Below are 24,319 nucleotides of genomic sequence, written 5' to 3' on the forward strand. Positions count from 1 at the left end.
TGACCCGCCACCTCGACGCCCGCTTCAGGCTGCTCACCGGCGGGCGGCGGGACGCCCCCGCGCGGCAGCGCACGCTGCGGGCGGCCATCGACTGGAGCTGGGAGCTGCTGACCGGGCCAGAGCGGGCCGTGCTGTGCCGCCTGGCCCTGCACCCCGACGGCTGCACGCTCGGCGCGGCGGAGACCGTGTGCGCGGCACCGAACGCGACCGGCGGCTTCGGGGTCACCGACGGAGGCTCCGGCGTATCCCGCGCCGGCGTCCCGGGCGGCTCCGGCGGCTCCGGCGGCTCCGGTGACGACGTGGTGGATCTGCTGGCCGGGCTGGTGGACCGGTCGCTGGTGACCGTGAGCGGCGGCCGGTATCGGCTGGCCGGGTCGGTGGCGGCGTACTGCGTGGAGCGGCTGGCGGAGTCGGGCGAGCTGGCCGAGGCGCGGCGGCGGCACGACGACTACTACGCCGGGCTGGCCGAACGCGCCGACCCGCTGCTGCGCGGCCCCGGCCAGCGGCACTGGCTGGAGGTGCTGGACGCCGAGACGGCCAACCTGCGCGGCGTGCTCGACGACGCCGTCCGCGCGGGGGACGGGCCCCTGGTGCGCCGCCTGGCCACCGCGCTCGCCTGGTACTGGATGCTCCGGGGCCGCCTGGAGGAGGCGCATCGGGCGTTCTCGTCGGCCCTGTCGCTCGGCGCGGGCGGGGACGGCACCGAGGCGTGGTGCGCCGCCCTCGCCATGATGACCGGTCACGAATCGGCCACCGCCCCGGGGACGGACGGTGATCCGCGGGCGTTGTGGGTCCTCGCCACCGGGCTGTTCGGGGTCGGCGACCTGGCGAGCAGCGAGCGGCTGACCGGGCGGGCGCTGGCCGGGTTCCGCGCAGGGGGAGACCGCTGGGGGGTCGCCGCCGCCCTGAACACCCGGGCCTGGCACGCCCTCGCCCGCGGCGCCGCCGGGGAAGCGGAGCGTGACGCGGAGCGGAGCCTGGCCGCGTTCGCCGAGCTGGGCGACCCCTGGGGCCAGATGCTCGCCGTGGAGAGCCTCGCCGCCGCCGCCGAGGCCACCGGACGGTACGACCGCGCCACCGCCCTCTTCCGCCGCAGCCTGGACATCGTCGAACAACTCGGGCTCGGCGCCGAGATCCCGTTCAAGCTGTGCGGGCTCGCGGACGTGCTCCTGGCCACCGGCGAGCACGCGCAGGCCGCGCCCCTGTACGAGCGCGCCCGGCGGCTGGCCGCCGAACAGTCGCTCAGGCTCGCCGAGACGTACGCCCGCATCGGGCTCGGCCGGGTCGCCCGCCACACGGGCCGCCTCGACACCGCCGACGCCCACCTGAGCGTCGTGCTGGAATGGCACCGGCGGCACGGGTACGAGCCCGGCGTGGCCGCCGCCATCCTGACCGAGTTCGGGCTCGTCGCCCGGCGGCGCGGCCACGCCTCCCGGGCCCACGCCCTGCACGAGGAGGCCGTACGCGCCGCCCGTGGCGGGGGCGACCCGCGTGCCCTCGCCCGAGCCATGGAGGCGCTGGCCGGCACCCTCGCGGACCTGGGCGAGCACACCCGGGCCGCGCGCCTGCTGGGAACGGCCGCCGCCGCCAGGACCGAGGCGGGCGTGTCACAGTCCCCGGCGGACCGGCCCGAGGCCGAGCAGACAGCGGCCACCCTGCGCACGATCCTGGGCGACGAGGCGTACGCCACCGAGCACGCCCGAGGCGCCACCGGACCCCGGTAGGCCCGTGCGAATGGCCGACAGGTACGGATTTATCCCGCTAGGGTGCATGAGGTCCGTCCCGGCCGTCACAGGAGTCATCCCGCTCATGCCCCAAGCCGAACCCCTGCGCCCAGACGACCCCGAGGCGATCGCGGCCTACCGCCTCCTCGGACGGCTCGGCGAGGGCGGCCAGGGCGTCGTCTACCTCGGCCAGGCCCCTGACGGGCGGCCCGTGGCCGTCAAGGTGCTGCGGCACCCCGCGGGCGGCGACGACCGCTTCGCCAAGGAGCTGGCCGCGGCCCGGCGGGTGGAGCCGTTCTGCGTCGCGCAGGTGCTGGACGCGTCGATGGGCGGGCGGCCGTACATCGTCAGCGAGTACGTCGAAGGCCCCTCGCTCCAGCAAGCGGGCCGTCACCTCGGCGCCGACCTGCAGCGGCTGGCCGTCAGCACGGCCACGGCGCTGGCCGCCATCCACCAGGCGGGCATCGTGCACCGCGACTTCAAGCCCGCCAACGTGCTGCTCGGCCGGGACGGGCCGCGCGTGATCAACTTCGGCGTGGCCCGCGCCGCCGACTCCGCGCTCACGGTGGCCAGCGGCATCGTCGGCACGCCCGCGTACATGGCGCCCGAGCAGCTCGCCGGCGCGTACGTCGGCCCGGCGGCGGACGTGTTCGCCTGGGGCTCGGTCATGGTGTACACGGCCACCGGCACGCCCCCGTTCGGCGACGACTCGCTGCCCGCCGTCATCAACCGGATCCTGAACCACGAGCCGTTCCTGGGCGACCTCCCGGAGCCGCTCCGCTCGATCGTGTACGCCTGCCTGGCCAAGGACCCGGCCGCCCGCCCCCGCATGCAGGACGTCCTCTTACGCCTCATCGGCGGTGGCGCCCACCCTGGGCCGGGCGGTCACCCTCAGCGGGCCGCCGTCCAGCACCCGGCCCAGCACCCGGTCCCGCACCCGGCTCAGCACGTGCCCCACGCCGGTGCTCCAGGGGACCGGCAGGCGCCGCACCACACCCTCCCGCCCCACCGCCGCCCCGCGCGGCGGATGCCGCTGATCGCCGGGGTCTCCGCGGCGCTCGCGGCCTGTCTGGTGACGGGCGTGGTCGTCTGGAACGCCGCCTCCGCCCGTACCCCGGTCTCGTCGGCGCTGGCCGCCGCCGGATCCGAGGACCCGACGCCGTCCCCCTCCGCCACTAAGACCGCCGCTGGGACCGCCGCTGGGACCGCCGCTGGGCGCGCGAAGAAGACCCGGACGCCGTCCCCCTCTTCCAGCAGGACCGTCCGCCCGAGCACCACCCCGTCCCAGCGGCGTACGACCGCGCGCCCCACGCCCGCCGCCACCCCCACGAAGCGGCCGGTCACGCCCACGGCGAAACCGACGACCACCCGCCCGTCCCCCACGGCGTCCAAGAGCAAGGCCAAGGCCGCAGCCTCGTTCAACCTCGCCTACGTGCGCGTCGCCGGCTCCTCGAAGATCAACCAGGAGGGCGTCACCTGCTACTCGGGCTCGGTGAACTTCGGCGTCGGCCTGGACGCCACCCAGAACGGCGCCCCCTTCTCCTACCAGTGGCTGGTCGACGGCGAGGTGATCGAGAGCGGGTCCAGGCGGCTGCCGTCCTACGGGAACAGCGACTACTTCGGCTCGAAGAAGCTGGTCGAGCCCGAGTTGGGCTCCAGTCACACGGTCGTCTTCCAGCTCACCTCCCCGGTACGCAAGTCCAGGTCGGCGAGCTGGACCATGTGCTGACCGGCAAAGCCGGGGGTGACCCGTCGCCGGTCTTCGGCCGGGCGCCCGCCCCGCCAAGTGTGGGGGCTGTCCGAGCGGGCACCCGTCTCGTCAGCGGGCCGGGTGGGGCCCTTCGGTGATCGGCCGGCCCGCGGTCAGCTCGGCGAACAGCCTCTCCCACAGCGGCATGACCACGTCAGGCGTGTAGCCGTGGGCCGTCTCCGCCGCCGCGGCGCCCAGGCGTACGCGCAGGTCGCGGTCGCCCATCACGCGCCCGAGCGCCTCGGCCAGGGCGTCCACGTCGCGGGGCGGCACCAGCACGCCGTCCTTGCCGGGGGTCAGGACGTCGGCCGGCCCGGTGGGACAGTCGAAGGCGACGATCGGCAGGGCGTGCCCCATCGCCTCGATCATGGCCATGGGCAGGCCCTCGATGCGCGAGCTGAGCGCGTAGACCGACGCCTTGGCCAGCTCTTCGTGGATGACGTTGCTGCGGCCCATCAGCCGGATCCGGTCGCCGAGCCCGGCCTTGTCGATGCGGGCCTGGAGGCGTTCCTTCGACGGGCCGGTGCCGAAGATGCGCAGCTTCCACTCAGGGTGCTCGCCCGCGGCGGCGCCGAAGGCGGGGATGAGCATGTCGAACCCCTTCTGCGGCACCAGCCGCCCGACCGCGATCACGATCGGGTTGCTCTGGTCGGAGTGCTTGCGCTGCTCCATGTGCACGGCGTTCGGGATGCGCACCACCGGCGTGCCGGACAGCAGGTCGCGGTACTCCTTGCGGCTGGTCTCGGTCAGCACCGCCACGGCGTCGAAGCGGTCGTAGTGGCGGGCGATCTGCTCGCGTACGGCCTCGTGGTAGGAGCCCAGGTTCATGTGCTCCTGGGCGACGCGGATCACGCCGGAGGAGGCGCGGCGGGCCGAGATCAGGTTGAGCGCGGGGCGGGTGGTGACCAGGATGCCGTCACGCAGGCCGGAGACGTAGTCCATGACCGCCGCCTCGACCCGTTCGGTGAACCACTCGGCGGCGAACTCGCCGTACGGGACGATCTTGCCGCGCGCCCGCCGCCACACCTTGCGGGCCAGGGAGTCGGCGGGGACGCCGCCGCGCTGGTCGACCAGCGCGGACACCGCCACCCGCCGGTCGATGGCGAACTGCGGCTCGTCGCGCCGCCGGACCACGCTGACGATCTCGACGTCGTGGCCCGCCTCGGCCATGGCGTTGGCCTGGTTGACCACGGTACGGATGGTGCCGCCCATGCCGTAGGCGTGCAGCAGCATGTAGCGGATCTTCATGCGAGGTACTCCCAGGTCCGGCACATGTCCTTGAGCACCGCGGGGACCTCGTCCGCGCGCGGCAGGTCGCGGCCGCGCTGCACGGCGCCGGACCGGATCTTGTCCTTCCAGTCGCCGAGCCCCTTGGACACCACGTCGGGCGTGCCGTAGGAGAGCATCTCGGGAGCCCAGGGCAGGGTGAGGAACCCGCAGATGCCGCGGGCGATCCGCTCGGGGTCCGCGGTCAGCTCCTCGTAGCGGACGGTCAGGCCGGGCAGTGCCGCGCGGGCCCGCTGCACGGCCTTCATGTACCGCAGCGCGTCGGCCGCGGCCTCGTCGGGAGTGCGCCGGTCGGGGCTGGCCTCGTGCCAGGAGGTCGCGATGGAGGCGGGGTGGCGCAGCAGGAACACGAACCGCGCGTCCGGCCAGCAGGCGGCCAGCCGCTCGTAGGCGAAGGCGTTGGCCGGCGTCTTCTCCACGATGAACCGCTTGCCGCTGCGTACCAGCTCACGATGGAGGACCCGGTCCCACAGCAGGTGTTCGAGGTCGGCCCGGTTGTGCCCGAGTGCCGCCATCGCCTTGTCGGCCAGCGAGGTATCGAATTCCACTCTCAGCCGGCGTACGTGCAGCTCGTGGGGAGCGTGCAGGTCCGGGTGAGCGTTGAGCATCGCCCGCAGCAGCGTCGAGCCCGATCGCACCGGCGAGATGATGAACACCGGTGACTTCACCAGGCGGTCGATCTCCGGTTCGGACGGGGGCCGGAACGGCGTGTTCGGTCGCTTGACCGAGGTCTTGTCCGGAGCCTTCGCCGCTTGCCCTGCTTTACCTACTCGGTTGATTTGGAATCCGGTGTACCTGGCCAGCGCCCCGTTGATTGTGCGCTGCCACTTCATGCAAAGCGAGGTTACCCGTCGTACCTGGAGATTCCCTGAACGAATGCCTGAACAGGCAAAAGAGCCCGCCGAACCCGCTCGGTCGGGCAAAAGATCACGCGGCGTAATTGATCAGGAACCGGAACGATCTTTTCGGGCCGCCCCGAGGGGCCGGGGCCATTTGCTGCGGGAGCGCTCCCAGTTCCAGGGCGATCCCTTCATGAGGGGGAGGGGAAAGTCTCTTCAGGGGATGCGGGCCACGGCGCCGTAGTTGCCCGACGAGGTGGGCGTCTCCCGGCAGGCGAGTTCGCTGCCGTCCGGATGCCACTCGGGCACCCACACCAGTCCGGGCTCCATCAGGTCGAGCCCTTCCAGCAGCGCGGCGACCTCGTCCTTGGACCGGATCGCGAGGTGGGGCAGGGTCATGGCGAGCAGGTCGCGGATGCCGGGCAGTAACTCCGGCGGGACGCCGTCGAACGTCGTGTGCAGCAGGCCGAGGAAGCTGCCGCCCGACGCGTTGTGGCGCAGGCGCTTGATGACGTAGTGGGCGTACTCGTCGTCGTTGAGGCTGTAGGCCGAGAGCACCAGCACGGCCACCGGCCGTTCCCAGTCGATGAACGTCTTGACCACGTGGTGCCGGAGCACCTCGTCGATCTCCCGCACGTCGCCCTCCACCACCCGCACCAGGTCGGTGAACGGCTCGATGGTGGCCTGGGCCAGGGTCACCACCATGGGGTTGGACTCGACGTACAGCACGCGGGGGGCGGGGCCTGTGGGACGGCGGGCCATGTCGTGCAGTCCGTGGCCGGCCGAGAGCCCGCTGGGGATTCCGCTGCCTATGATCATGAATTGGTCGACGTCCTCGACCGTGGCCAGATGGCGTATCACTCGTGAGAGGAACTCGAGCACCGCGCGGGCCGCCGTGGTGAGGGCGGGAGCCGCTTGATCGAAATGGCGTACCGTGTCCTTGTCGACCAGGAAGTTGTTCTTCCCGCCGGCCGCGGCATCGAAAATGCGCGTGATCCTGGCCTGCGTCGTTTCCAGCTTGGCCAAATTTCGGACAGCACGTTGGTGCATGAGCGTTGCCCCTTTCCCCTCGCCGCTGACCCTTTTGCGGTAAGCGATCTTTGGACTTCACTCGATGACTCGAACCATATGTTCCAACAATTCCAGTCAATGACAACCCGGTAGACCGGTTATCTTGGGAAATGTTTGTTACCAGAATCATCGTGGCAAGGGTTCCCGCTGTACGGATGTGCCCGCCTGAGCCGTCAAACACGCCCTGCCATACCGACAAAGCCCCCCACCGACGTGCGGTGAGGGGCTGCGGACGACCGGTGCGCGCCCGGGCCGGGGAGCGTCAGTCGGTGCCCAGCTCCATGGCGGCGTTGTCGAGGAGCACGTCGTCGTCGGGGAGGTCGCCCGGCACCTCGCCACGGGAGGCGATCGCCTCGGCGCCGCCCTCGTCCATCTCGCCGATCAGCCCGGCGGCGGCCGTCTGGGTGGCGCCGAGCAGCGTCTGGTGCGGGCTGCCGACCATGCCGAGCCCGGCGTACTGCTCCAGCTTGGCGCGCGAGTCGGCGATGTCGAGGTTGCGCATCGTGAGCTGGCCGATACGGTCGAGGGGTCCGAAGGCGGCGTCCTCGGTGCGTTCCATGGACAGCTTGTCGGGGTGATAGCTGAACGCCGGGCCCGAGGTGTCGAGGATCGAGTAGTCCTCCCCGCGCCGCAGGCGCAGCGTCACCTCGCCGGTGACCGCCGTGCCGACCCACCGCTGCAGCGACTCGCGCAGCATCAGAGACTGCGGGTCGAGCCAGCGGCCCTCGTAGAGCAGCCGGCCCAGCTTGCGGCCCTCGGTGTAGTAGCTCGCCAGCGTGTCCTCGTTGTGGATGGCGTTGACCAGCCGCTCGTACGCCGCGTGCAGCAGCGCCATGCCCGGCGCCTCGTAGATGCCCCGGCTCTTGGCCTCGATGACGCGGTTCTCGATCTGGTCGGACATGCCCAGGCCGTGCCGCCCGCCGATGGCGTTGGCCTCCAGCACCAGATCGACGGCGGAGGGAAACTCCTTGCCGTTGATCGACATCGGCCGCCCGCGCTCGAAGGCGATCGTGACGTCCTCGGCGGGGATCTCGACGGACGGGTCCCAGAACCGTACGCCCATGATCGGCTCGACGATCTCGATACCCGTGTCGAGGTGCTCCAGCGACTTGGCCTCGTGGGTCGCGCCCCAGATGTTCGCGTCGGTGGAGTACGCCTTCTCCGTGCTGGCCCGGTAGGGCAGGTCACGGGCGAGCAGCCACTCCGACATCTCCTTGCGACCGCCCAGCTCGTTGACGAAGTCGGCGTCGAGCCACGGCTTGTAGATGCGCAGGGACGGGTTGGCGAGCAGGCCGTAGCGGTAGAACCGCTCGATGTCGTTGCCCTTGAACGTGGAGCCGTCGCCCCAGATCAGCACCTCGTCGTCGAGCATCGCGCGCACCAGCAGCGTACCCGTGACGGCCCGGCCGAGCGGGGTGGTGTTGAAGTACGCGCGGCCGCCGGAGCGGATGTGGAACGCTCCGCAGGCCAGGGCGGCCAGGCCCTCCTCGACGAGGGCTTCCCGGCAGTCGACCAGCCGGGCGACCGCCGCGCCGTACGCCGTGGCGCGGCCCGGCACCGAGGCGATGTCGGGCTCGTCGTACTGGCCGATGTCGGCGGTGTAGGTGCAGGGCACTGCACCCTTCTCGCGCATCCACGCGACCGCCACCGAGGTGTCGAGGCCGCCGGAGAAGGCGATCCCGACGCGTTCGCCGACTGGGAGAGAGGTGAGCATCTTGGACACGAGTAGAAGTATATACACAAGGATGCATGACCATTCAAAGCCCGTCCCATGAAATGGACAGCGAAGCAGCCCCGGCCCGGTGCCCGCCGTCGCTCCGACCTGGTCTGACGAGGGGATTCTTGGGTGGCAGGGCCGGTCACGTAGCATGCGGTCGATCCGGTCCCGCGCGGAAGGCCGGATCGAGGAGACGGGGGTGGGCGATGGGCGCCGAAGGGCTGGTCGAGCGGGTGCGGCGGCTGGCGGACGGCGGCGGGCGGGTGCTGGTCGGCATCGCGGGGTGCCCGGGAGCGGGCAAGTCCACGCTGGCCGGGCGGCTCGCCGGAGCGCTCACCGCCGCCGGGCTGCCGGCCGTCTGGGTGCCGATGGACGGCTTCCACCTGGCCGACGTCGAGCTCGAACGCCTGGGCAGGCTGTCCCGCAAGGGCGCCGCCGACACCTTCGACGCCCACGGCTACCTGGCACTCCTGCGCCGCCTGCGCGCCGAGACCGCCGACACGGTCTACGCCCCCTCGTTCGACCGCGAGATCGAGCAGCCCATCGCCGGCGCCATCCCCGTGCCGCCGGGCACGCGGGTCGTCGTCAGCGAGGGCAACTACCTGCTGTCCGGCGAGGAGCCCTGGCCCCGGGTGCGCGCCGCCATGACCGAGGTCTGGTACGCCGACCTCGACGACCACGTCCGCCTGGAGCGGCTCGTCCGGCGGCACGTCGAGTTCGGCAAGACCCCCGACCAGGCCGCCCGCTGGGTCACCGAGGTCGACGAGCCCAACGCCGCCGCGATCCGCGCCACCCGTACGGGCGCGGACCTGCGGATCGACGTCGGCGGACCGGCCGTCCTCTGACGGGCCGCCGCTCCCGGGCCCCTAGTGGTGCGGGACGGCGGGCGCCAGGACGTACTGGTAGAGCTCGTAGCCCACGAAGGCGACCACCGGTAAGCCGATCGCGATCAGCAGCCGGCGCGGCAGCCCCGGCCGGTCGGCGGTCAGCTCGATGTCCTTGATGGGCACCGCCGGCACCCTGGCCAGCGGCAACGGATCGGGCGCGGCCGTCAGCTCCGGATGCCGGGCCAGATAGCCGGACGGGAACGAGGTCAGGTGAAAGGCGCCGCACTCCGGGCAGGACAGCCCCGACCACGGCGGCTGTACGGGTACGCCGAAGCTGAGCCAGACCTCGACATCGTTGCCGTGGTCGTCGGTCAGGTGCCTGACGACGTAATCCTCTTCCCAGACGTACAGGCAGCGTAGGCACTCGAAGGGCCAGGATTCGCGGGATTCGAACCCGTCGCGCACGAGGAACCACCCCCGGGCAGACGATGAGCGTTCGCTACGAGTGTCCGCCCGATCCCCTACCTTCACACAAGACGGCACTTATAACACTTTTCGCCATAGAAAGCTCACCTGGTGTCAGGTTAGGCGGGCTCTCCGGCGGCGCGTCAGCCACCACGTCCGCTCCGCCTACCCTCCGATCCGTGCTGAAACGCACGCGATGCTCTGGGTTTGCGCAGGTCAGAGGCGCGGTATGTCCGCTACCGAGAGGTGAGTGACATTCACCTGGAGTGGCCACACGGGGGGTTGGGCCATGACGACATCCACCGCGCTCGACGAGGTGCACATTCTGTGGACCTCCGAGGGCATGAGCTGCGACGGCGACACCGTGTCGATCACCGCCGCCACGCTGCCGAGCCTGGAGGACGTGCTGCTCGGCCTGGTGCCGGGCCTGCCCAAGGTCCACCTGCACAACAAGGTCCTGGCGACCGAGGTGGGCGAGGACTTCCTGGCCGCCTTCAGGCAGGCGGAGCGGGGTGAGCTGGGGCCGTTCATCTTCGTGGTGGAGGGCTCGATCCCGAACGAGCGCATCAACGGCGACGGCTTCTGGACCTCGATGGGCAGCGACCCGGAGACCGGCCAGCCCATCACCGTCAACGAGTGGATCGACCGGCTGGCGCCCAAGGCGTGGGCGGTGGTCGCGATCGGCACCTGCGCCACGTACGGGGGCATCCACGCGATGGCCGGAAACCCGACCGGCTGCATGGGCCTGTCCGACTACCTCGGCCGCGACTTCCGCTCGGCCGGCGACCTGCCGATCGTGAACGTGCCCGGCTGCCCGGTGCAGCCCGACAACTTCATGGAGACGCTGACCTGGCTGCTCTACCAGTCGGCGGGCATGGCCCCGACGATCCCGCTGGACGACCTGCTCCGCCCCACCTGGCTGTTCGGCAAGACGGTGCACGAGGGCTGCGACCGCGCCGGCTACTACGAGCAGGGCGACTTCGCCCACGACTACAACTCGCCCAAGTGCCTGGTGCGCGTCGGCTGCTGGGGGCCGGTGGTCAACTGCAACGTCACCAAGCGCGGCTGGATGGACGGGGTCGGCGGCTGCCCCAACGTGGGCGGCATCTGCATCGGCTGCACGATGCCCGGCTTCCCCGACAAGTTCATGCCCTTCATGGACGCGCCGCCCGGTGCCACGGTGTCGGCGTCGATGAGCCACGCGTACGGGTCGTTGATCCGCAGGCTCCGTTCCATCACCAACCACGCGGCCAGCAAGGAGCCGAAGTGGCGGCACAGAGGCCGCAAGCTGACCAGCGGGTACGACCCGCGCTGGGGCAACTAGGGAGACGGCAAGGTGACAACCCGCACCAGGGGACGCGGCCAGGCGACGGAGACCGAGCGCGAGCTGGTCGAGATGTCCTGGGATCCGATCACGAGGATCATCGGCAACCTCGGCATCTACACGAAGATCGACTTCAACAACGGCGAGGTGGTCGAATGCAAGAGCACCTCGTCGCTGTTCCGCGGCTACAGCGTGTTCATGAAGGGCAAGGATCCGCGCGACGCGCACTTCATCACCAGCCGCATCTGCGGCATCTGCGGTGACAACCATGCGACCTGCTCGGTCTACGCCCAGAACATGGCGTACGGGGTCAAGCCGCCCCCGCTCGCCGAGTGGATCGTCAACCTCGGCGAGGCGGCCGAGTACATGTTCGACCACACGCTCTTCCAGGACAACCTGGTCTTCGTCGACTACTGCGAGCAGATGGTCAAGCAGACCAACCCCAGCGTGCTGCGCCGCGCCGAGACCACCGAGGCGCCCAACGCCCGCATCCACGGCCACCGCACGATCGCCGACGTCATGCGCGCGTTCAACCCGTTCACCGGCGCCGTCTACCAGGAGGCGCTGCAGGTCAGCCGGGTCACCAGGGAGATGTGCTGCCTGATGGAGGGCCGCCACGTGCACCCCTCCACGCTCTACCCGGGCGGCGTGGGCACCGTGGCCACGCCCCAGGTGTTCACCGACTACCTGGCCAGGCTGCTGCGCGTGCTCGACTTCGTCAAGCGGGCCGTCCCGATGAACGACGACCTGTTCGACTTCTTCTACGAGGCGCTGCCCGGCTACGAGGAGGTCGGCCGCCGCAGGGTGATGCTCGGCTGCTGGGGGGCGTTCCAGGACCCGGCCCACGTCGACTACGACTACCGGCACATGAGCGAGTGGGGCCGCCGGATGTTCGTCACCCCCGGCATCGTGCTCGACGGGGAGCTGCTGACCACCGACCTGGTGGACATCAACCTCGGCATCCGGATCATGCTGGGCAGCTCGTACTACGACGACTGGCAGGGCGAGGAGACGTTCGTCACCCACGACCCGCTCGGCAACCCGGTGGACCAGCGCCACCCGTGGAACCAGACCACGCTGCCCCACCCGCAGAAACGCGACCTCGACGGCAACTACAGCTGGGTGATGAGCCCTCGCTGGTACGACAAGCGCACCGGCGACCACCTGGCGCTCGACACCGGCGGCGGCCCGCTGGCCAGGCTCTGGACGACCGCGCTCGCCGGGCTGGTCGACACCGGCACCGTACGCGCCACCGGGCACTCGGTGGAGATCAACCTGCCAAGGAGCAAGTCGCTGCCCGAGATGAGCTTCGAGTGGAGGGTGCCGCGCTGGTCGAACACCATCGAGCGCAACCGGGCCCGCGTCTACTTCGTCGCGTACGCGGCGGGGATGGCCGTCCACTTCATCGAGCAGGCGATGGCCGAGGTCAGGGCCGGGCGGACGAAGGTGTTCAGCGACTTCGACGTGCCCGAGGAGGCGATCGGCTGCGGGTTCCACGAGGCGGTGCGCGGGGTGCTCTCGCACCACATGGTGATCAGGGACGGCAAGATCGCGAACTACCATCCGTACCCGCCGACGCCCTGGAACGCCAGCCCTCGCGACAGCTTCGGCACGCCGGGGCCGTACGAGGACGCGGTGCAGGGGCAGCCGATCTTCGAGGAGAACGGGCCCGACTCGTTCAAGGGCATCGACATCATGCGTACCGTACGCAGCTTCGACCCGTGCCTGCCGTGCGGCGTCCACATGTACCTCGGCGGCGGCAAGGTGCTCCAGCAGGTGCACTCGCCGACGTTCGGCGCGGCCGGATAGGGCGGCGGAGATGCCGGAACGGACGGTGACGCCGGACCAGACCCCGGCCCCGGCCCCGACCTCGACACAGCAGCAGCCTCCGCCGTCGCCGCCGGAATGGGCGGGGGCGGCGGAGCGGATCGAGCGCATCGAGGCGATGCTGGACGAGGCGGGTCCTGCGGCGGTCGAGCTGGTCAAGGAGCTGCTGGCACTCTACGGGGAGGGGCTGGCGCGGATCCTGGCGCTGGCGGGCGAGGCGGTGGCGGTCGAGGTGGCCGCCGACGAGCTGGTCTCGCCCCTGCTTCTGCTGCACGACCTGCACCCGCTGGACACCCGGACCCGGGCGGAGGCGGCGGTGGCGGGGCTCGGGGGCGAGATCGTGTCGGTGGCGGACGGCCTGGTGCGCGTCCGCGTACGCTCGTCGGGCTGCCGCACCTCGGCCACGGCGGAGGTCGAGCAGGCCATCCGCGCGGTGGCCCCTGAGGTCGACCGGGTCGAGATCGAGCCGGACGAACGCCCGCTGATCCCGCTCGACACCCTGACCATCCGGCGTGGACCGGTGACCCGATGACGGGGTTGCTGCGGCTGCTGGCCCTGCCCGGCGGCAGGCGCCCCGGCATGGCGGACGACCGCCCGCCCGCCGCCCAGGACGACGCGGCCGCCGCGTCCACAGGCACCGCGTCCACAGGCACCGCGTCCACAGACACCGGGTCCACGGGCGCGGATGAGCGGTGCGACATGTGCGGCGAGCCCGTGCCCGCCGGCCACCGCCACCTGCTCGACCTCACCATCCGCGAGCTGCGCTGCGCCTGCCGCGCCTGCCAGGTGCTCTTCGACCACGAGGCGGCCGGGGGCGGACAGTACCGCCTCGTGCCGAGGCGGCGCGAGCGGCTGACCGGCTTCGCGTGGACGGGCCTGGGCGCCCCCGTGCGCACGGTCTTCCTGGTACGCGACTCCGCCGCGGAACGCCCGGTCATGTACTACCCCAGCCCGGCGGGCGCCGTCGCGGCCCCGGCTTGGGACGACCCGGCGCTCGCCCGTTTGGAGCCCGACGTCGAGGCGCTGCTGCTCGACCGCGACCACGGGGCCTGGATCGTCCCGCTGGACGACTGCTACCGGCTCGTGGGCCTGGTACGGGCCCGCTGGCAGGGCCTGACCGGCGGCTCGGCCGTACGCGAGCTGATCGACCGTTTCTTCACCGACCTCAGCGAAGACAGGAGCCCGGCATGACCGCGAAGAAGCCCATCAAGACGGGCAGGCCCGACATCCGGCCCGACGCGCCCTCCCACGTCAAGGGCATCAAGGAGGGCAACGCGACCGGCAACTACGAGAGCCAGCCCGGCCACCTGCCCGACGGCCGCTCCACCGCCAAGCGCTCGACCGGCGTCAACCCCGGCAGGCACGACCCGATCGACCCCAGCATGCCCAACCTCTCACCCGCCTAGCCGATGCCACCGACCACCAAACCGCCGACGCCCACGTCGGCCACCGCACCGCCGACGCCCGTGTCGGCCGCCGTGCCGCCGGGGACTCGGCCGGGCACAGCACCGCTGACGCGCGCGCCGGGCGGGCCGTCCGAGCCGCCCGAGCCGCGTATCGAGGTCGTGGGCGTCGAGCCCGCCGCGCCCGCCGCCGTGCCCGCGCTCGACTTCACGCTGAGCATCGACGTCCCGGGCGGGGCCGAGGTACGTTCGCTCACGCTGGCCACCCAGGTACGCATCGACGCCACCCGCCGCGCCTACGGCGAGGACGACCAGGAGCGGCTCGCGGAGCTGTTCGGCCCGCCGCAGGAGTGGTCGCGCAACCTGTCGAGCCTGCTGTGGGCCCAGACCGTCACCCAGGTGCCCGGCTTCACCGGCAGCACGCGGGTCCGGGTCACCGTGCCCTGCACGTACGACTTCGAGGTGGCCGCCGCCAAGTACTTCCACGGCCTGGCGGACGGAGACGCGCCGCTGGACTTCCTGTTCACCGGCACGCTCTTCTACCTCGACGGCGACCGGCTCCAGGCCGCCCACCTGCCCCGGCGTACCGAGGCGGGCTTCGCGATGCCGGTGCGCGTGTGGCGGGAGCTGATGGAGCGCCACTTCCCGCACACCGCCTGGCTCCGGCTCGGCCGCGACACGTTCGACCTGCTGTACGCCTACCGGGTCCGGCACACGCTGCCCGGCTGGGACGACGCCATCCGCTCGCTGCTGGCCGGGAGGTGAGCCGATGGACGAGATCAGGCAGATCGCGCGGGCCGTGCTGTACGAGGGGTACCTGCTGTGGCCGTACCGGGAGTCGGCGCTGAAGAACCGGCACCGGTGGACGATCGGCGGCGTCCACCCCGGGTGGTACGACGGCGGCCGGTGCCGGATGCGTACCCAGTGCCTGGTGGAGGCCGGCCCGGACGACACCGTCGAGGTGTGCGTGCGGTTCCTGCACGTCGTGGCCAGGGGCAGGGGCGAGGAGGCCCGCGAGCGCGAGGTGAGCGCCCGGGTGCTCACCCTCGGCGGCGGCTCCGTCCGCACGGAGATCGACCTGACGGCCGGGGAGGAACGCGAGGGAGAAGTGCCGCACCGCTGGGAGGCGCTGCGCGGACACGTCGAGGTTGCCGCCGAGCCGCTGGGACCCGGGCTGTTCCGGATCACGGCCGACCTGGTCAACACCACCCCGGAACCCGCCCCCGACACCCGGGCCCCCGACACCCAGGCCCCCGGAACGCGGGACCTCGGAACAGGGGACGTCGGAACGCGCGACCTCGGAACGCGGGACCAGGCCAGGGCGCGGGTGGAGGCGCTCGCGCGGACGTTCGTCTCGGCGCACGCCGTGCTGCACGTGCCGCGTGGCCGTTTCGTCTCGCTCATGGACCCGCCCGAGCACCTGCGCGAGCACGCGGCGGGCTGCCGGAACGACGGCGCGTGGCCGGTGCTGGTGGGGGCGGACCTCCGCACGATGCTGGCGTCGCCGATCATCCTGTACGACCACCCGCGGATCGCTCAGGAAAGCCCCGGCGACCTGTTCGACGCGACCGAGATCGACCAGCTCCTCACGCTCAGCGTCCTGGCGCTCAGCGACGGGGAGCGGGCCGAGATCCGCGACGGCGACCCGCGCGCCCGGGAGATCCTCGACCGCTGCACGGCACTCACGGAGGAGCAGTTGATGCGCCTGCACGGCATCATGCGCAAGACGGAGCCGACCCCATGACCGACCACATGACCGACCACATGACCGACCACATGACCGACGGCACGACCGGCCCCGCGATGGACGCCGTGATGGATCACGCGCCGGACCGAGCGACCGACCTCACGACGGACCTCACGACCGGCCCCATGGCAGGCGGCGCGGCCGGGTTCTGGGAGCGCATGGAGTCGAGGGGCCCGGGCGAAGTGGTGATCGACGGCGTGACCGTGACGGCGGGCAGCCGCGTACGGCTGCGCCCCCACGCCCGCGCCGACGTCCTGGACCTGGTCCTGGCCGGAAGGGACGGCGTGGTCGAGGCCGTCGAGCAGGACGCCGAGGGCGCCTTCCACGTCGCCGTCACGCTCGACGACGACCCCGGGCGCGACCTGGGCGAGGCCCGTCTGCCGGGCCACCGCTTCTTCTACGCGGCCGAGGAGGTCGAGCCGCTGGGCGAGCGGGCGTACCGGGTGCTGGTGGCCGGGATCGGCAACGTGTTCCTGGGGGACGACGGCTTCGGCGTCGAGGTGGTACGCCACCTGTCCGGCCTGCCGCGCGTCCCGGGCGTGGACGTGGCCGACTTCGGCATCCGGGGCATGGACCTGGCGTACGCGCTGCAACGCGACTACGACGCCGCCGTCCTGGTGGACGCCGCCCCGCGCGGCGAGCCGCCGGGCACGCTCACCGTCGTCGACCCGGGCGCCCCGTCGCGCGGGGCGGCGCTGGAGACGCACGGCATGGACCCGGTCAAGGTGCTGCGGCTCGCCGCCGAGCTGGGCCGGGTGCCCGGCGTGGTGCGCGTGGTGTGCTGCGAGCCCGAGAGCCTCGGCGAGGCGCTGTACGAGCTGAGCGAGCCCGTACGCGCGGCCGTCCCCGAGGCGGCGAACCTGGTGAAAGCCCTGGTTATGGAAATGATTGCGGAAAGCGCCGGACCTGGCTGCCGCGATCGTGCTCAGGAATGAGGTGATGTGACATGTGGAAGTCGAGGGCGAAGTGGCTGCTCCTGGCCTGCGGGCTGGCGGCGGTCGTGGCCCACCAATGGCCGGAGATCCGCCGGTATTTCAGGATGGAGCGGATGTAGGTGCACGAGATCGGGCTGTGCGAGGGCCTCGTCGAGCTGATTCACCGCCAGGCGGCGGGCAGGCGCGTGGCCTCCGCGCGGGTACGCGTCGGCGCCAGGCACGCGGTGGCCGAGGAGGCGTTCGGGCAGGCGTTCACGCTCGCCGCCCGGGGTACGGCCGCGCAGGACGCGGTGGTGGACCTGGTCATCACGCCGGTCACGGTCGAGTGCCGGACCTGTGGCCGGGAGTCGGAGTCGACCGACGTGCTGGCGGCGTGCCCGCGCTGCGAGAGCGGCGACGTGGGCGTCAGCGGCGGCGACGAGCTGGTGCTGGAGTCGGTCTGGTTCGGTGGCGAGGGGGCGGCCGATGTGCCTGGGCATTCCAGGTGAGCTGATCGGCCCGGCCGGGGAGCACGACGACCTGGCCGTGGTGGAGGTCAGCGGGGTGCGGCGGCGCATCAACGTGGGCCTGCTGGCCGAGCAGGAGCTGAAGCCGGGCGACTGGGTGCTCGTGCATGTGGGGTTCGCGCTGTCCAAGATCTCCGAGTCGGAGGCGCAGGCCGTCCTCGACTACCTGGAGGGGCTGGGGCAGCCGTACGCGGACGAGATCGACGCGCTGCGGGCGTCGGACATCTCTTGAGGGGGGCGGATGCGGTTCGTCGACGAGTACCGTGACGCGGGCCGGGCACGGGCGCTGGCCGCCGACATCGCGGCGCGGTGCCGGCCGGGGCGGTCGTACGCGTTCATGGAGGTGTGCGGCGGGCACACGCACACCATCTACAAGCACGGCCTGGAGGACCACCTGCCGGAGCAGGTGTCGCTGGTCCACGGTCCAGGCTGCCCGGTGTGCGTGATCCCGATGGGCCGGGTGGACGACGCCATCCACATCGCCAGGCAGCCCGGCGTGATCATGACCTCGTTCGGCGACCTGCTGCGGGTGCCCGGCGGCACCGGTTCGTTCCTCGACGCCAAGGCGGCGGGCGCGGACATCCGCATGGTGTACTCGCCGCTCGACGCCCTCAAGATCGCCAAGTCGAACCCGGACCACCGGGTCGTCTTCATGGCCATCGGCTTCGAGACCACCGCGCCCTCCACCGCCATGACCGTGCTGCGGGCGGCGGCGGAAGGGGTGCGCAACTTCTCGGTCTTCTGCAACCACGTCATGATCATCCCGGCGATCAAGGCCATCCTCGACTCGCCGGACCTGCGGCTCGACGGGTTCATCGGCCCCGGTCACGTGTCGGCGGTGATCGGCTGCGAGCCGTACGCGTTCATCGCCCGCGACTACCGCAAGCCGCTGGTGGTGGCCGGGTTCGAGCCGCTGGACATCCTGGCCTCCGTGCACATGCTGCTCGGCCAGCTCGCCGAGGGCCGCTGCGAGGTGGAGAACCAGTACGCCAGGGTCGTGCCGTGGGACGGCAACCAGGTCGCGATGCGCGCCATCGGCCAGGTGATGCGGCTGCGCCCGCACTTCGAGTGGCGCGGGCTCGGCTTCATCGCCCACTCGGCGCTGGCGATGGCCGAGGAGTACGCGGCCTTCGACGCCGAGCGCGTCTTCGACCTGCCCGGCGTACGGGTCGCCGATCCGCGCTCCTGCCAGTGCGGCGAGGTGCTCAAGGGCGTGCTCAAGCCGTGGGAGTGCAAGGTGTTCGGCACGGCCTGCACCCCGGAGACGCCGATCGGCACCTGCATGGTCTCCTCGGAGGGCGCGTGCGCCGCGTACTACAACTTCGGCCGCTTCACCAGGGAGAGGGCGCTGACGTGAACCGCGAGCAGCAGGTGCTCGACCGCATCGAGCGGGCCCGCCGCCGCAAGCCGGTCGTCAGGGAGGAGCGCATCACGCTCGCCCACGGCTCCGGCGGCAAGGCCACGCAGACGCTGGTCGAGGCCGTCTTCCTGGAGGCGTTCCGCAACCCGCTGCTCGCCCCGCTGGAGGACGGCGCGATCCTGCCGTTCGACGGGCCGCTCGGCACGGGCAGGCTGGCGTTCACCACCGACTCGTACGTGGTCTCGCCGCTGTTCTTCCCCGGCGGTGACATCGGCGACCTGGCCGTCAACGGCACCGTGAACGACCTCGCGATGTGCGGCGCCCGCCCGCGCTACCTGTCGGCGGGGTTCATCCTGGAGGAGGGCTTCCCGGTCGAGGACCTGCGCCGGGTCGTGGCCTCCATGGCGCAGGCCGCCGCCGCCGCGAAGGTGGAGATCGTCACCGGTGACACCAAGGTCGTCCAGCGCGGCCGGGCCGACGGCTGCTACATCACCACGACGGGCGTCGGGCTGGTCGAGCGGCCGGTCACGCTCTCGGCCGGGGCCGCCCGCCCCGGCGACGCCGTTCTCGTGTCGGGCCCGATCGGCGCGCACGGCGCCGCGATCATGCTGGCCAGGGGCGACTTCGAGATCGAGGCTCCGATCGCCTCCGACACCGCGCCGCTGCACGAGATCGTCGCCGGGCTGCTGGACGCCGTGCCCGGCCAGGTCAGGACGCTGCGCGACGCCACCCGAGGCGGTCTGGCGACCGTGCTCAACGAGGTGGCCGCCGCCTCCGGGGTGGCCGTGGTGCTGGAGGAGGCGGCCGTTCCGGTACGTCCTGAGGTGACCGGCGTGTGCGAGCTGCTCGGCCTCGATCCGCTCTACGTCGCCTGCGAGGGCCGGTTCGTGGCCGTCGTGGACGGCGGGCACGCCGAACGCGCCCTGGACGCGCTGCGCGCCCACCCGCTCGGGGCCGAGGCCGCGATCGTCGGCACGGTCGCCGCCGAGCCCGCCGCGCTGGTGCTGCTGCGTACCGGGGTCGGCGGCACGCGCGTGGTGGACGTGCTGGTCGGCGACCCGCTACCGCGCATCTGCTGAGACCAGCTCGACCAGCAGGTGGTACAGGGTCGCCTGCGCCTCCTGGATCCGGTGCACCGACGACGACGGCACCACGAACAGGTGCTCCGCCAGCCGTTCCGAGGCCATCCGCCCGCCGCCCGACCCGGCGAACCCGACCGTCACCATGCCCGTCCGCCGGGCCTCGTCCAGCCCGCGCAGCACGTTGGCCGAGCCGCCGCTGGTCGACAGCGCCACCGCCACGTCGCCAGGCCCGCCGAGCGCGGCGAGCTGGCGGGCGAAGACCACCTCGAACCCGATGTCGTTGCCGAGCGCGGTCACCAGCGCGGTGTCGCAGGCCAGCGAGATCGCGGGCAGGTCGCGCGCGGTGAAGAGCGCCGCCACGGACTCGGCGTCGGTGCTGCTGCCGCCGTTGCCGAAGGCGTACAGCCGCCCGCCCTCGCGCAGGGCCGCCGCCACGTCCGTCGCGCACGCCGCCAGCGCGGGTCCCAGCTCGTCGAGCACCCGCAGCCGCAGCTCCAGGCTCTCGCGCGCCTTGGCGGCGGTGGAGGCGGTGAGGTCGGCGGGGTCGCGGCGCAGGAACGGGTAGAGCGTCCCGGTCATCGCGGCACCACCGCGATCGCCTCCTCGGCGTGGACCAGTACGGTGTCACCCGGCCGCACCCCCGTCACCAGCGCCACGCTGATCTCCTTCATCCCCGCCCCGGTGATGGCCAGCGCCATCCCGTCGGGCAGCAGTTCGGTGACCTGGACGGGGATGGCGACGTCCCCGCAGGTCACGCAGCGTTCGCAGTCGGTCATGAGGTCTCCAGGAAGATGTGGACCAGCTCCCAGAGGAGGTGGTAGGCGGTGACGTGGAGCTCCCGGGCGATCATGGGGTCGGAGGTACGCGCGACCAGCACGTGATCGGCCGCCGCGACGGCGCCGGGCATGGTGAGGACGACCGTCAGCATGCCCAGGGCGGCGGCCGTCTCCAGGGCGCGGCCGTCGATCGGCGGCCCGATGCCGACGGCGAGGTCTCCGGCCCGGCCCAGAGTGCGCAGCAGGGCGGCGTCCACGGACAGCGCGGGCAGTGCCCGCTTGCCCACGATCACCGGGTGGGTGAACTCCACCGCCACGTGCGCCGCGTCCGCCGGGGATCCGAAGGCGAGCAGCCGTCCGCCGTGCCGGAAGCGTTCTGACATGGCCCGCGCGGCACATACCAGATCGGCCGCGTCCTCCGCCAGCGCCGCACCGGGGGCCGCGCGCTCGGCGCGGGCCAGGTCGAGCAGATCACCCATACCCCCATTCCAGCCCAGCTCGGGGCGGGTCGCCCGGAGGGAAACGGCAAACTTCCATCAAGCAACTCCGGTTGACTAATCCGAAATTAGTCAACTACGGTTGCTTAGGAGTCGGCGCTCTTCACGCCGACACCCTGAGGAAAGGCGGAACGGGAATGGCGACGAGCCGGGTGGTGCTCGACGTCGGCGGCCTGCGCATGCGTTACGGCACGACCGACGTCCTGCGCGACGTGAGCTTCCAGGCGTACCAGGGGGAGGTGCTGTGCCTGCTCGGCCCCAACGGCGCGGGGAAGACCACCACGATCGAGATCATGGAGGGCTTCCGGATGCGGTCTGCCGGGCAGGTCGAGGTGCTCGGCGAGGACCCGGCGCGCGGTGACGAGCGCTGGCGGGCGCGGGTGGGCGTCGTCCTGCAGTCGTGGCGCGACCACGGCAAATGGCGGGTACGCGAGCTGCTCGCCCACCTCGGACGCTACTACGCGGCCTACTCCACCCCGTCCATCGCCCGGCCCTGGGACGCGGACCGGCTCGTCGCCGCGGTCGGCCTCACCGAGCAGGCCGGACGCAAGATCAGGACGCTCTCCGGCGGTCAGCGGCGCAGGCTCGACGTCGCGATCGGGCTCGTCGGCCGGCCCGAGCTGATCTTCCTGGACGAGCCCACCGCCGGGCTCGACCCGGTGGCCCGGCGCGGCTTCCACGAGCTGATCGAGGGCCTGGCCGGCGAGACCACGGTGCTGCTCACCACGCATGACCTGGCCGAGGCCGAACGGCTCGCCGACCGGATCGTGGTACTCGACGGCGGCCGGATCATCGCTGACGGCACGCCCGGGCAGCTCGCCGAACAGATCGCGGGCGAGGACGAGGTCCGCTGGCGGCACGACGGCCGCGGCCACCGGCACACGACCCGGGAGTCCACGCCGTTCGTCCGCGGCCTGTTCGACCGGTACGGCGCGGCGATCGAGCACCTGGAGGTCCGCCGCGCCTCCCTGGAGGACACCTACCTCTCCCTGGTCCGCCACGCCGAAACGCGGGCCGAGGCCGAGCCCCGGAACCAGGAGGGACGACTCCGATGAGCAACTCTGCCACCACGGCCTGGCGGGCAGGCTGGTCCCGCGGCCTCATCGAGCTGCGCCAGTCGCTCACCAACGCGGGCGACCTGTTCAACCACTGCTTCTGGCCCGTGCTGATGCTGATCACCACGTACTTCCTGCGGGACGTGTCGTTCGGGCAGACCGCGTTCTCGCTGGGCACCCTGGCCGTGCCGAGCATCCTGGGCATGAACGCGGGCATGGCCATGATCACCATGAGCCAGCACCTCACCGCCGACCGCGAGGACGGCACCCTGCTGCGGGCCAAGGCGACCCCCAACGGCATGACGGGTTACCTGATCGGCAAGATCGTCATGGTGTCCGGCGGACTGGTGGTCGACCTGGCCATCTTCCTGATCCCCGGCCTGCTCCTGGTGCCCGGTCTCGTCGTCGCCGGCCCGGGCTCGTGGCTGACGCTGCTGTGGGTGTTCCTGCTCGGGCTGGTGGCGACGCTGCCGATCGGCGCGGTGCTGGGCTCGGTGTTCACCAGCGCGCGCGGCCAGGGACTGCTCCAGCTCCCGATGCTCGGCCTGATCGCCGTCTCCGGCGTGTTCTACCCGATCACCGTGCTGCCCGAGTGGGCGCAGGCGATCGCGCAGGTCTTCCCGGTCTACTGGCTGGGCCTCGGGATGCGTTCCGCCCTGCTGCCGGACGGCGCGGTCGCGGTCGAGATCGGCGAGTCGTGGCGGCACCTGGAGACGGCCGGGGTCCTGGCGGCGTGGGCGGTGCTGGGGCTGGCCGTGGCGCCGATCGTGCTGCGGCGGATGGCGCGCGGGGAGTCCGGCTCCACCGTCGCGGCCCGCCGCGAACGAGCCCTCCAACGCGTCGCCTGACCGCGACGATTCCGGGACGTCGGGAGGCCGGGGCGACGGAGAGGCCGGGGCGACGGGAGGGCCGGGGCGACGGGGAGGCCGGGCGGGCCGAAAATTCGGAAGACTCGTGCCGTGCGGGCCGCGTATCGTGGCGGCCATGGCTGACGCGGTCTTCGAGGATCCACGCCTGGCCGCCGTCTACGACCCGTTCGACCCCGACCGCGGTGACCTGGAGCCCTATGCCGCCGTCGCCGCCGAGCGCGGCGCGCGCACGGTGCTCGACGTGGGGTGCGGCACGGGTACGTTCGCGCTGCTGCTGGCAAACAGGGGAGTCGAGGTGACGGGCGTCGACCCGGCCGGGGCCTCGCTCGACGTCGCACGGGCCAAACCGGGCGCCGAGCGGGTGCGCTGGATCCACGGCGACGCCACGGCCGTGCCGCCGATGCGGGCCGACCTCGCCACCATGACGGCGAACGTGGCCCAGGCCATCGCCGACCCCGCCGACTGGCGGGCCACCCTGGCCGCCGTACGCGGGCTGCTGCGGCCCGGAGGGCTGCTGATGTTCGAGACCCGCGACCCGGCCCGGCGCGCCTGGCTCGGGTGGACCAGGGACGACTCGTACCAGGTGGCCGAGATCGCCGGCCTGGGCAGGGTGGAGCAGTGGTTCGACCTGCTCGACGTCAGCCTGCCGCTGGTGACCTTCCGCGGAACGTGGATCTTCGCCTCCGACGGCCAGGTGCTGACCTCGGACTCGACGCTGCGCTTCCGCGAGCGCGACGAGGTCGAGGCGGACCTGGCCGCCCACGGCTACGCGCTGGAGGAGGTCAGGGACGCGCCCGACCGGCCCGGCCGCGAGTTCGTGTTCCTGGCCCGGAGTCCCGAGACCGCCCGTTAGCCGCAGGCGTCCGCCGTCTCCCGCACCCCGGGCGTCCCCGCATGATCCCGGCGACGGCGATTCGAGGTTATGGTGAGCCTCGAAGGGAGGGGAGGCGACATGCGCACCCGGCTGTCCGCCGCGCTGCTGCTCCTCCTGTCCTGGTTCCTGCCGGTCGCCGCCCACGCGCAGGCCGCCGCGCAGGTCACCCGCGCCCAGACCGTCCGGCAGGCCACCTGGGGGCCCGAGCAGCGCCACTCCGGGGTGCGGGAGGTTCCGCCCCCGGCTCTCTCGCTGCGGGCCTGGTCGGGCCCGAGCGGTGCGACGGGCGCGGCGGTCACGCTCGCCTCCGGGCCGCCCGGCTTCCGTCATCCGTGGTCCGTCGCCGCCCCCGAGCCGTCCACCCGCGTCCCCGCCGCGCGCTCG

Annotated in this window: 28 protein-coding genes; 20 read left to right on the forward strand and 8 right to left on the reverse strand. The window is 72.2% G+C overall.

What is annotated here, in order from left to right; translation table 11 throughout:
- Nucleotides 1–1,724: ATP-binding protein (locus ABD844_RS17630; RefSeq protein ID WP_344878261.1), on the forward strand; the 1,724-nt coding region annotated here is incomplete at its 5' end.
- Nucleotides 1,725–1,809: 85 nt separating this feature from the next.
- The gene (locus tag ABD844_RS17635; RefSeq protein WP_344878264.1) at nt 1,810–3,453 is read left to right on the forward strand and encodes a serine/threonine-protein kinase; all 1,644 of its coding nucleotides are present in this window, start codon (nt 1,810–1,812) and stop codon (nt 3,451–3,453) included.
- Between the two features lie 90 nt (nt 3,454–3,543).
- Here the strand turns inward: ABD844_RS17635 and ABD844_RS17640 are convergent, their stop codons facing one another.
- The 4 genes from ABD844_RS17640 to argG all read right to left on the reverse strand — a co-directional run bounded on the left by ABD844_RS17640 (nt 3,544) and on the right by argG (nt 8,394).
- Nucleotides 3,544–4,722, reverse strand: coding sequence for a glycosyltransferase family 4 protein (locus tag ABD844_RS17640; RefSeq protein WP_344878267.1), 1,179 nt, complete (start codon nt 4,720–4,722; stop codon nt 3,544–3,546).
- The gene (locus tag ABD844_RS17645; protein WP_344878270.1) at nt 4,719–5,594 is read right to left on the reverse strand and encodes a sulfotransferase family protein; all 876 of its coding nucleotides are present in this window, start codon (nt 5,592–5,594) and stop codon (nt 4,719–4,721) included. The genes ABD844_RS17640 and ABD844_RS17645 overlap by 4 nt, the downstream gene beginning before the upstream one ends.
- Before the next feature lie 222 nt (nt 5,595–5,816).
- Nucleotides 5,817–6,626, reverse strand: coding sequence for an SAM-dependent methyltransferase (locus ABD844_RS17650; protein ID WP_344878273.1), 810 nt, complete (start codon nt 6,624–6,626; stop codon nt 5,817–5,819).
- A 307-nt stretch (nt 6,627–6,933) separates the two neighbouring features.
- A complete protein-coding gene (argG, locus tag ABD844_RS17655) occupies nt 6,934–8,394 on the reverse strand; it encodes an argininosuccinate synthase (RefSeq protein ID WP_344878276.1) in 1,461 nt (486 codons plus the stop codon).
- A gap of 200 nt (nt 8,395–8,594) precedes the next feature.
- Between argG and ABD844_RS17660 the strand changes: the two genes are divergently transcribed.
- Nucleotides 8,595–9,233, forward strand: a complete 639-nt coding sequence (locus ABD844_RS17660) for a nucleoside/nucleotide kinase family protein (protein WP_344878281.1) — start codon at nt 8,595–8,597, stop codon at nt 9,231–9,233.
- Between the two features lie 21 nt (nt 9,234–9,254).
- Here ABD844_RS17660 and ABD844_RS17665 read toward each other — a convergent pair whose 3' ends face one another.
- Nucleotides 9,255–9,680 (reverse strand): hypothetical protein, encoded by a 426-nt coding sequence (locus ABD844_RS17665; protein WP_344878284.1) that lies wholly within the window; start codon nt 9,678–9,680, stop codon nt 9,255–9,257.
- A gap of 289 nt (nt 9,681–9,969) precedes the next feature.
- Between ABD844_RS17665 and ABD844_RS17670 the strand changes: the two genes are divergently transcribed.
- The 13 genes from ABD844_RS17670 to hypE are packed head-to-tail and all read left to right on the forward strand — an operon-like array spanning nt 9,970 to nt 19,861.
- Entirely contained in the window at nt 9,970–11,004 is a 1,035-nt protein-coding gene (locus ABD844_RS17670; protein WP_344878287.1) for an NADH-quinone oxidoreductase subunit B family protein, read from the forward strand.
- 12 nt (nt 11,005–11,016) lie between these two features.
- Nucleotides 11,017–12,813 (forward strand): nickel-dependent hydrogenase large subunit, encoded by a 1,797-nt coding sequence (locus ABD844_RS17675; protein WP_344878290.1) that lies wholly within the window; start codon nt 11,017–11,019, stop codon nt 12,811–12,813.
- 10 nt (nt 12,814–12,823) lie between these two features.
- Nucleotides 12,824–13,363 carry a hypothetical protein gene (locus tag ABD844_RS17680; protein WP_344878293.1) on the forward strand — a complete coding sequence of 180 codons (540 nt, stop codon included), beginning with the start codon at nt 12,824–12,826 and terminating at the stop codon, nt 13,361–13,363.
- A complete protein-coding gene (locus ABD844_RS17685) occupies nt 13,360–14,022 on the forward strand; it encodes a DUF5947 family protein (protein WP_344878296.1) in 663 nt (220 codons plus the stop codon). Before ABD844_RS17680 ends, ABD844_RS17685 begins: the two co-directional genes overlap by 4 nt.
- Complete coding sequence (locus tag ABD844_RS17690; protein WP_344878299.1) at nt 14,019–14,237, forward strand: hypothetical protein; 219 nt, start codon at nt 14,019–14,021, stop codon at nt 14,235–14,237. The genes ABD844_RS17685 and ABD844_RS17690 overlap by 4 nt, the downstream gene beginning before the upstream one ends.
- Before the next feature lie 3 nt (nt 14,238–14,240).
- The gene (locus ABD844_RS17695) at nt 14,241–14,999 is read left to right on the forward strand and encodes a DUF6084 family protein (RefSeq protein WP_344878302.1); all 759 of its coding nucleotides are present in this window, start codon (nt 14,241–14,243) and stop codon (nt 14,997–14,999) included.
- Between the two features lie 4 nt (nt 15,000–15,003).
- Complete coding sequence (locus ABD844_RS17700; RefSeq protein ID WP_344878305.1) at nt 15,004–15,978, forward strand: hypothetical protein; 975 nt, start codon at nt 15,004–15,006, stop codon at nt 15,976–15,978.
- Nucleotides 15,975–16,916 carry a hydrogenase maturation protease gene (locus ABD844_RS17705; RefSeq protein WP_344878308.1) on the forward strand — a complete coding sequence of 314 codons (942 nt, stop codon included), beginning with the start codon at nt 15,975–15,977 and terminating at the stop codon, nt 16,914–16,916. The genes ABD844_RS17700 and ABD844_RS17705 overlap by 4 nt, the downstream gene beginning before the upstream one ends.
- An 11-nt stretch (nt 16,917–16,927) precedes the next feature.
- Nucleotides 16,928–17,035, forward strand: a complete 108-nt coding sequence (locus tag ABD844_RS53165) for a DUF6893 family small protein (RefSeq protein WP_425568598.1) — start codon at nt 16,928–16,930, stop codon at nt 17,033–17,035.
- Complete coding sequence (locus ABD844_RS17710; RefSeq protein ID WP_344878311.1) at nt 17,036–17,404, forward strand: hydrogenase maturation nickel metallochaperone HypA/HybF; 369 nt, start codon at nt 17,036–17,038, stop codon at nt 17,402–17,404.
- Nucleotides 17,382–17,654: a HypC/HybG/HupF family hydrogenase formation chaperone gene (locus ABD844_RS17715; protein ID WP_344878314.1), complete on the forward strand. Its 273-nt coding sequence runs from the start codon at nt 17,382–17,384 to the stop codon at nt 17,652–17,654. Before ABD844_RS17710 ends, ABD844_RS17715 begins: the two co-directional genes overlap by 23 nt.
- A gap of 9 nt (nt 17,655–17,663) precedes the next feature.
- Complete coding sequence (gene hypD, locus ABD844_RS17720; protein ID WP_344878317.1) at nt 17,664–18,779, forward strand: hydrogenase formation protein HypD; 1,116 nt, start codon at nt 17,664–17,666, stop codon at nt 18,777–18,779.
- Nucleotides 18,776–19,861 (forward strand): hydrogenase expression/formation protein HypE, encoded by a 1,086-nt coding sequence (gene hypE, locus ABD844_RS17725; protein WP_344878320.1) that lies wholly within the window; start codon nt 18,776–18,778, stop codon nt 19,859–19,861. Before hypD ends, hypE begins: the two co-directional genes overlap by 4 nt.
- Here the strand turns inward: hypE and ABD844_RS17730 are convergent.
- Genes ABD844_RS17730 through ABD844_RS17740 form a run of 3 tightly spaced genes read right to left on the reverse strand, consistent with a single transcriptional unit; the run spans nt 19,844 to nt 21,119 of the window.
- The gene (locus ABD844_RS17730; RefSeq protein ID WP_344878323.1) at nt 19,844–20,443 is read right to left on the reverse strand and encodes a D-sedoheptulose-7-phosphate isomerase; all 600 of its coding nucleotides are present in this window, start codon (nt 20,441–20,443) and stop codon (nt 19,844–19,846) included. The genes hypE and ABD844_RS17730 overlap by 18 nt on opposite strands.
- Nucleotides 20,440–20,640, reverse strand: coding sequence for a HypC/HybG/HupF family hydrogenase formation chaperone (locus tag ABD844_RS17735; protein WP_344878326.1), 201 nt, complete (start codon nt 20,638–20,640; stop codon nt 20,440–20,442). The genes ABD844_RS17730 and ABD844_RS17735 overlap by 4 nt, the downstream gene beginning before the upstream one ends.
- The gene (locus tag ABD844_RS17740; RefSeq protein WP_344878329.1) at nt 20,637–21,119 is read right to left on the reverse strand and encodes a phosphoheptose isomerase; all 483 of its coding nucleotides are present in this window, start codon (nt 21,117–21,119) and stop codon (nt 20,637–20,639) included. Before ABD844_RS17740 ends, ABD844_RS17735 begins: the two co-directional genes overlap by 4 nt.
- Nucleotides 21,120–21,274: 155 nt before the next feature.
- Here ABD844_RS17740 and ABD844_RS17745 point away from each other — a divergent pair, with 155 nt between their 5' ends.
- From ABD844_RS17745 to ABD844_RS17760, 4 genes are all read left to right on the forward strand, one after another.
- On the forward strand, nt 21,275–22,192 hold the full coding sequence (locus tag ABD844_RS17745; protein ID WP_344878333.1) for an ABC transporter ATP-binding protein: 918 nt from the start codon (nt 21,275–21,277) through the stop codon (nt 22,190–22,192).
- The gene (locus tag ABD844_RS17750) at nt 22,189–23,040 is read left to right on the forward strand and encodes an ABC transporter permease (RefSeq protein ID WP_344878336.1); all 852 of its coding nucleotides are present in this window, start codon (nt 22,189–22,191) and stop codon (nt 23,038–23,040) included. The genes ABD844_RS17745 and ABD844_RS17750 overlap by 4 nt, the downstream gene beginning before the upstream one ends.
- 136 nt (nt 23,041–23,176) lie before the next feature.
- Nucleotides 23,177–23,914: a class I SAM-dependent methyltransferase gene (locus ABD844_RS17755; protein WP_344878339.1), complete on the forward strand. Its 738-nt coding sequence runs from the start codon at nt 23,177–23,179 to the stop codon at nt 23,912–23,914.
- A gap of 99 nt (nt 23,915–24,013) precedes the next feature.
- On the forward strand, nt 24,014–24,319 hold a 306-nt coding region (locus ABD844_RS17760; protein WP_344878342.1), incomplete at its 3' end, for a hypothetical protein.

The sequence above is a fragment of the Nonomuraea antimicrobica genome (genome assembly GCF_039536965.1).
Classification (GTDB): Bacteria; Actinomycetota; Actinomycetes; order Streptosporangiales; family Streptosporangiaceae; genus Nonomuraea; species Nonomuraea antimicrobica.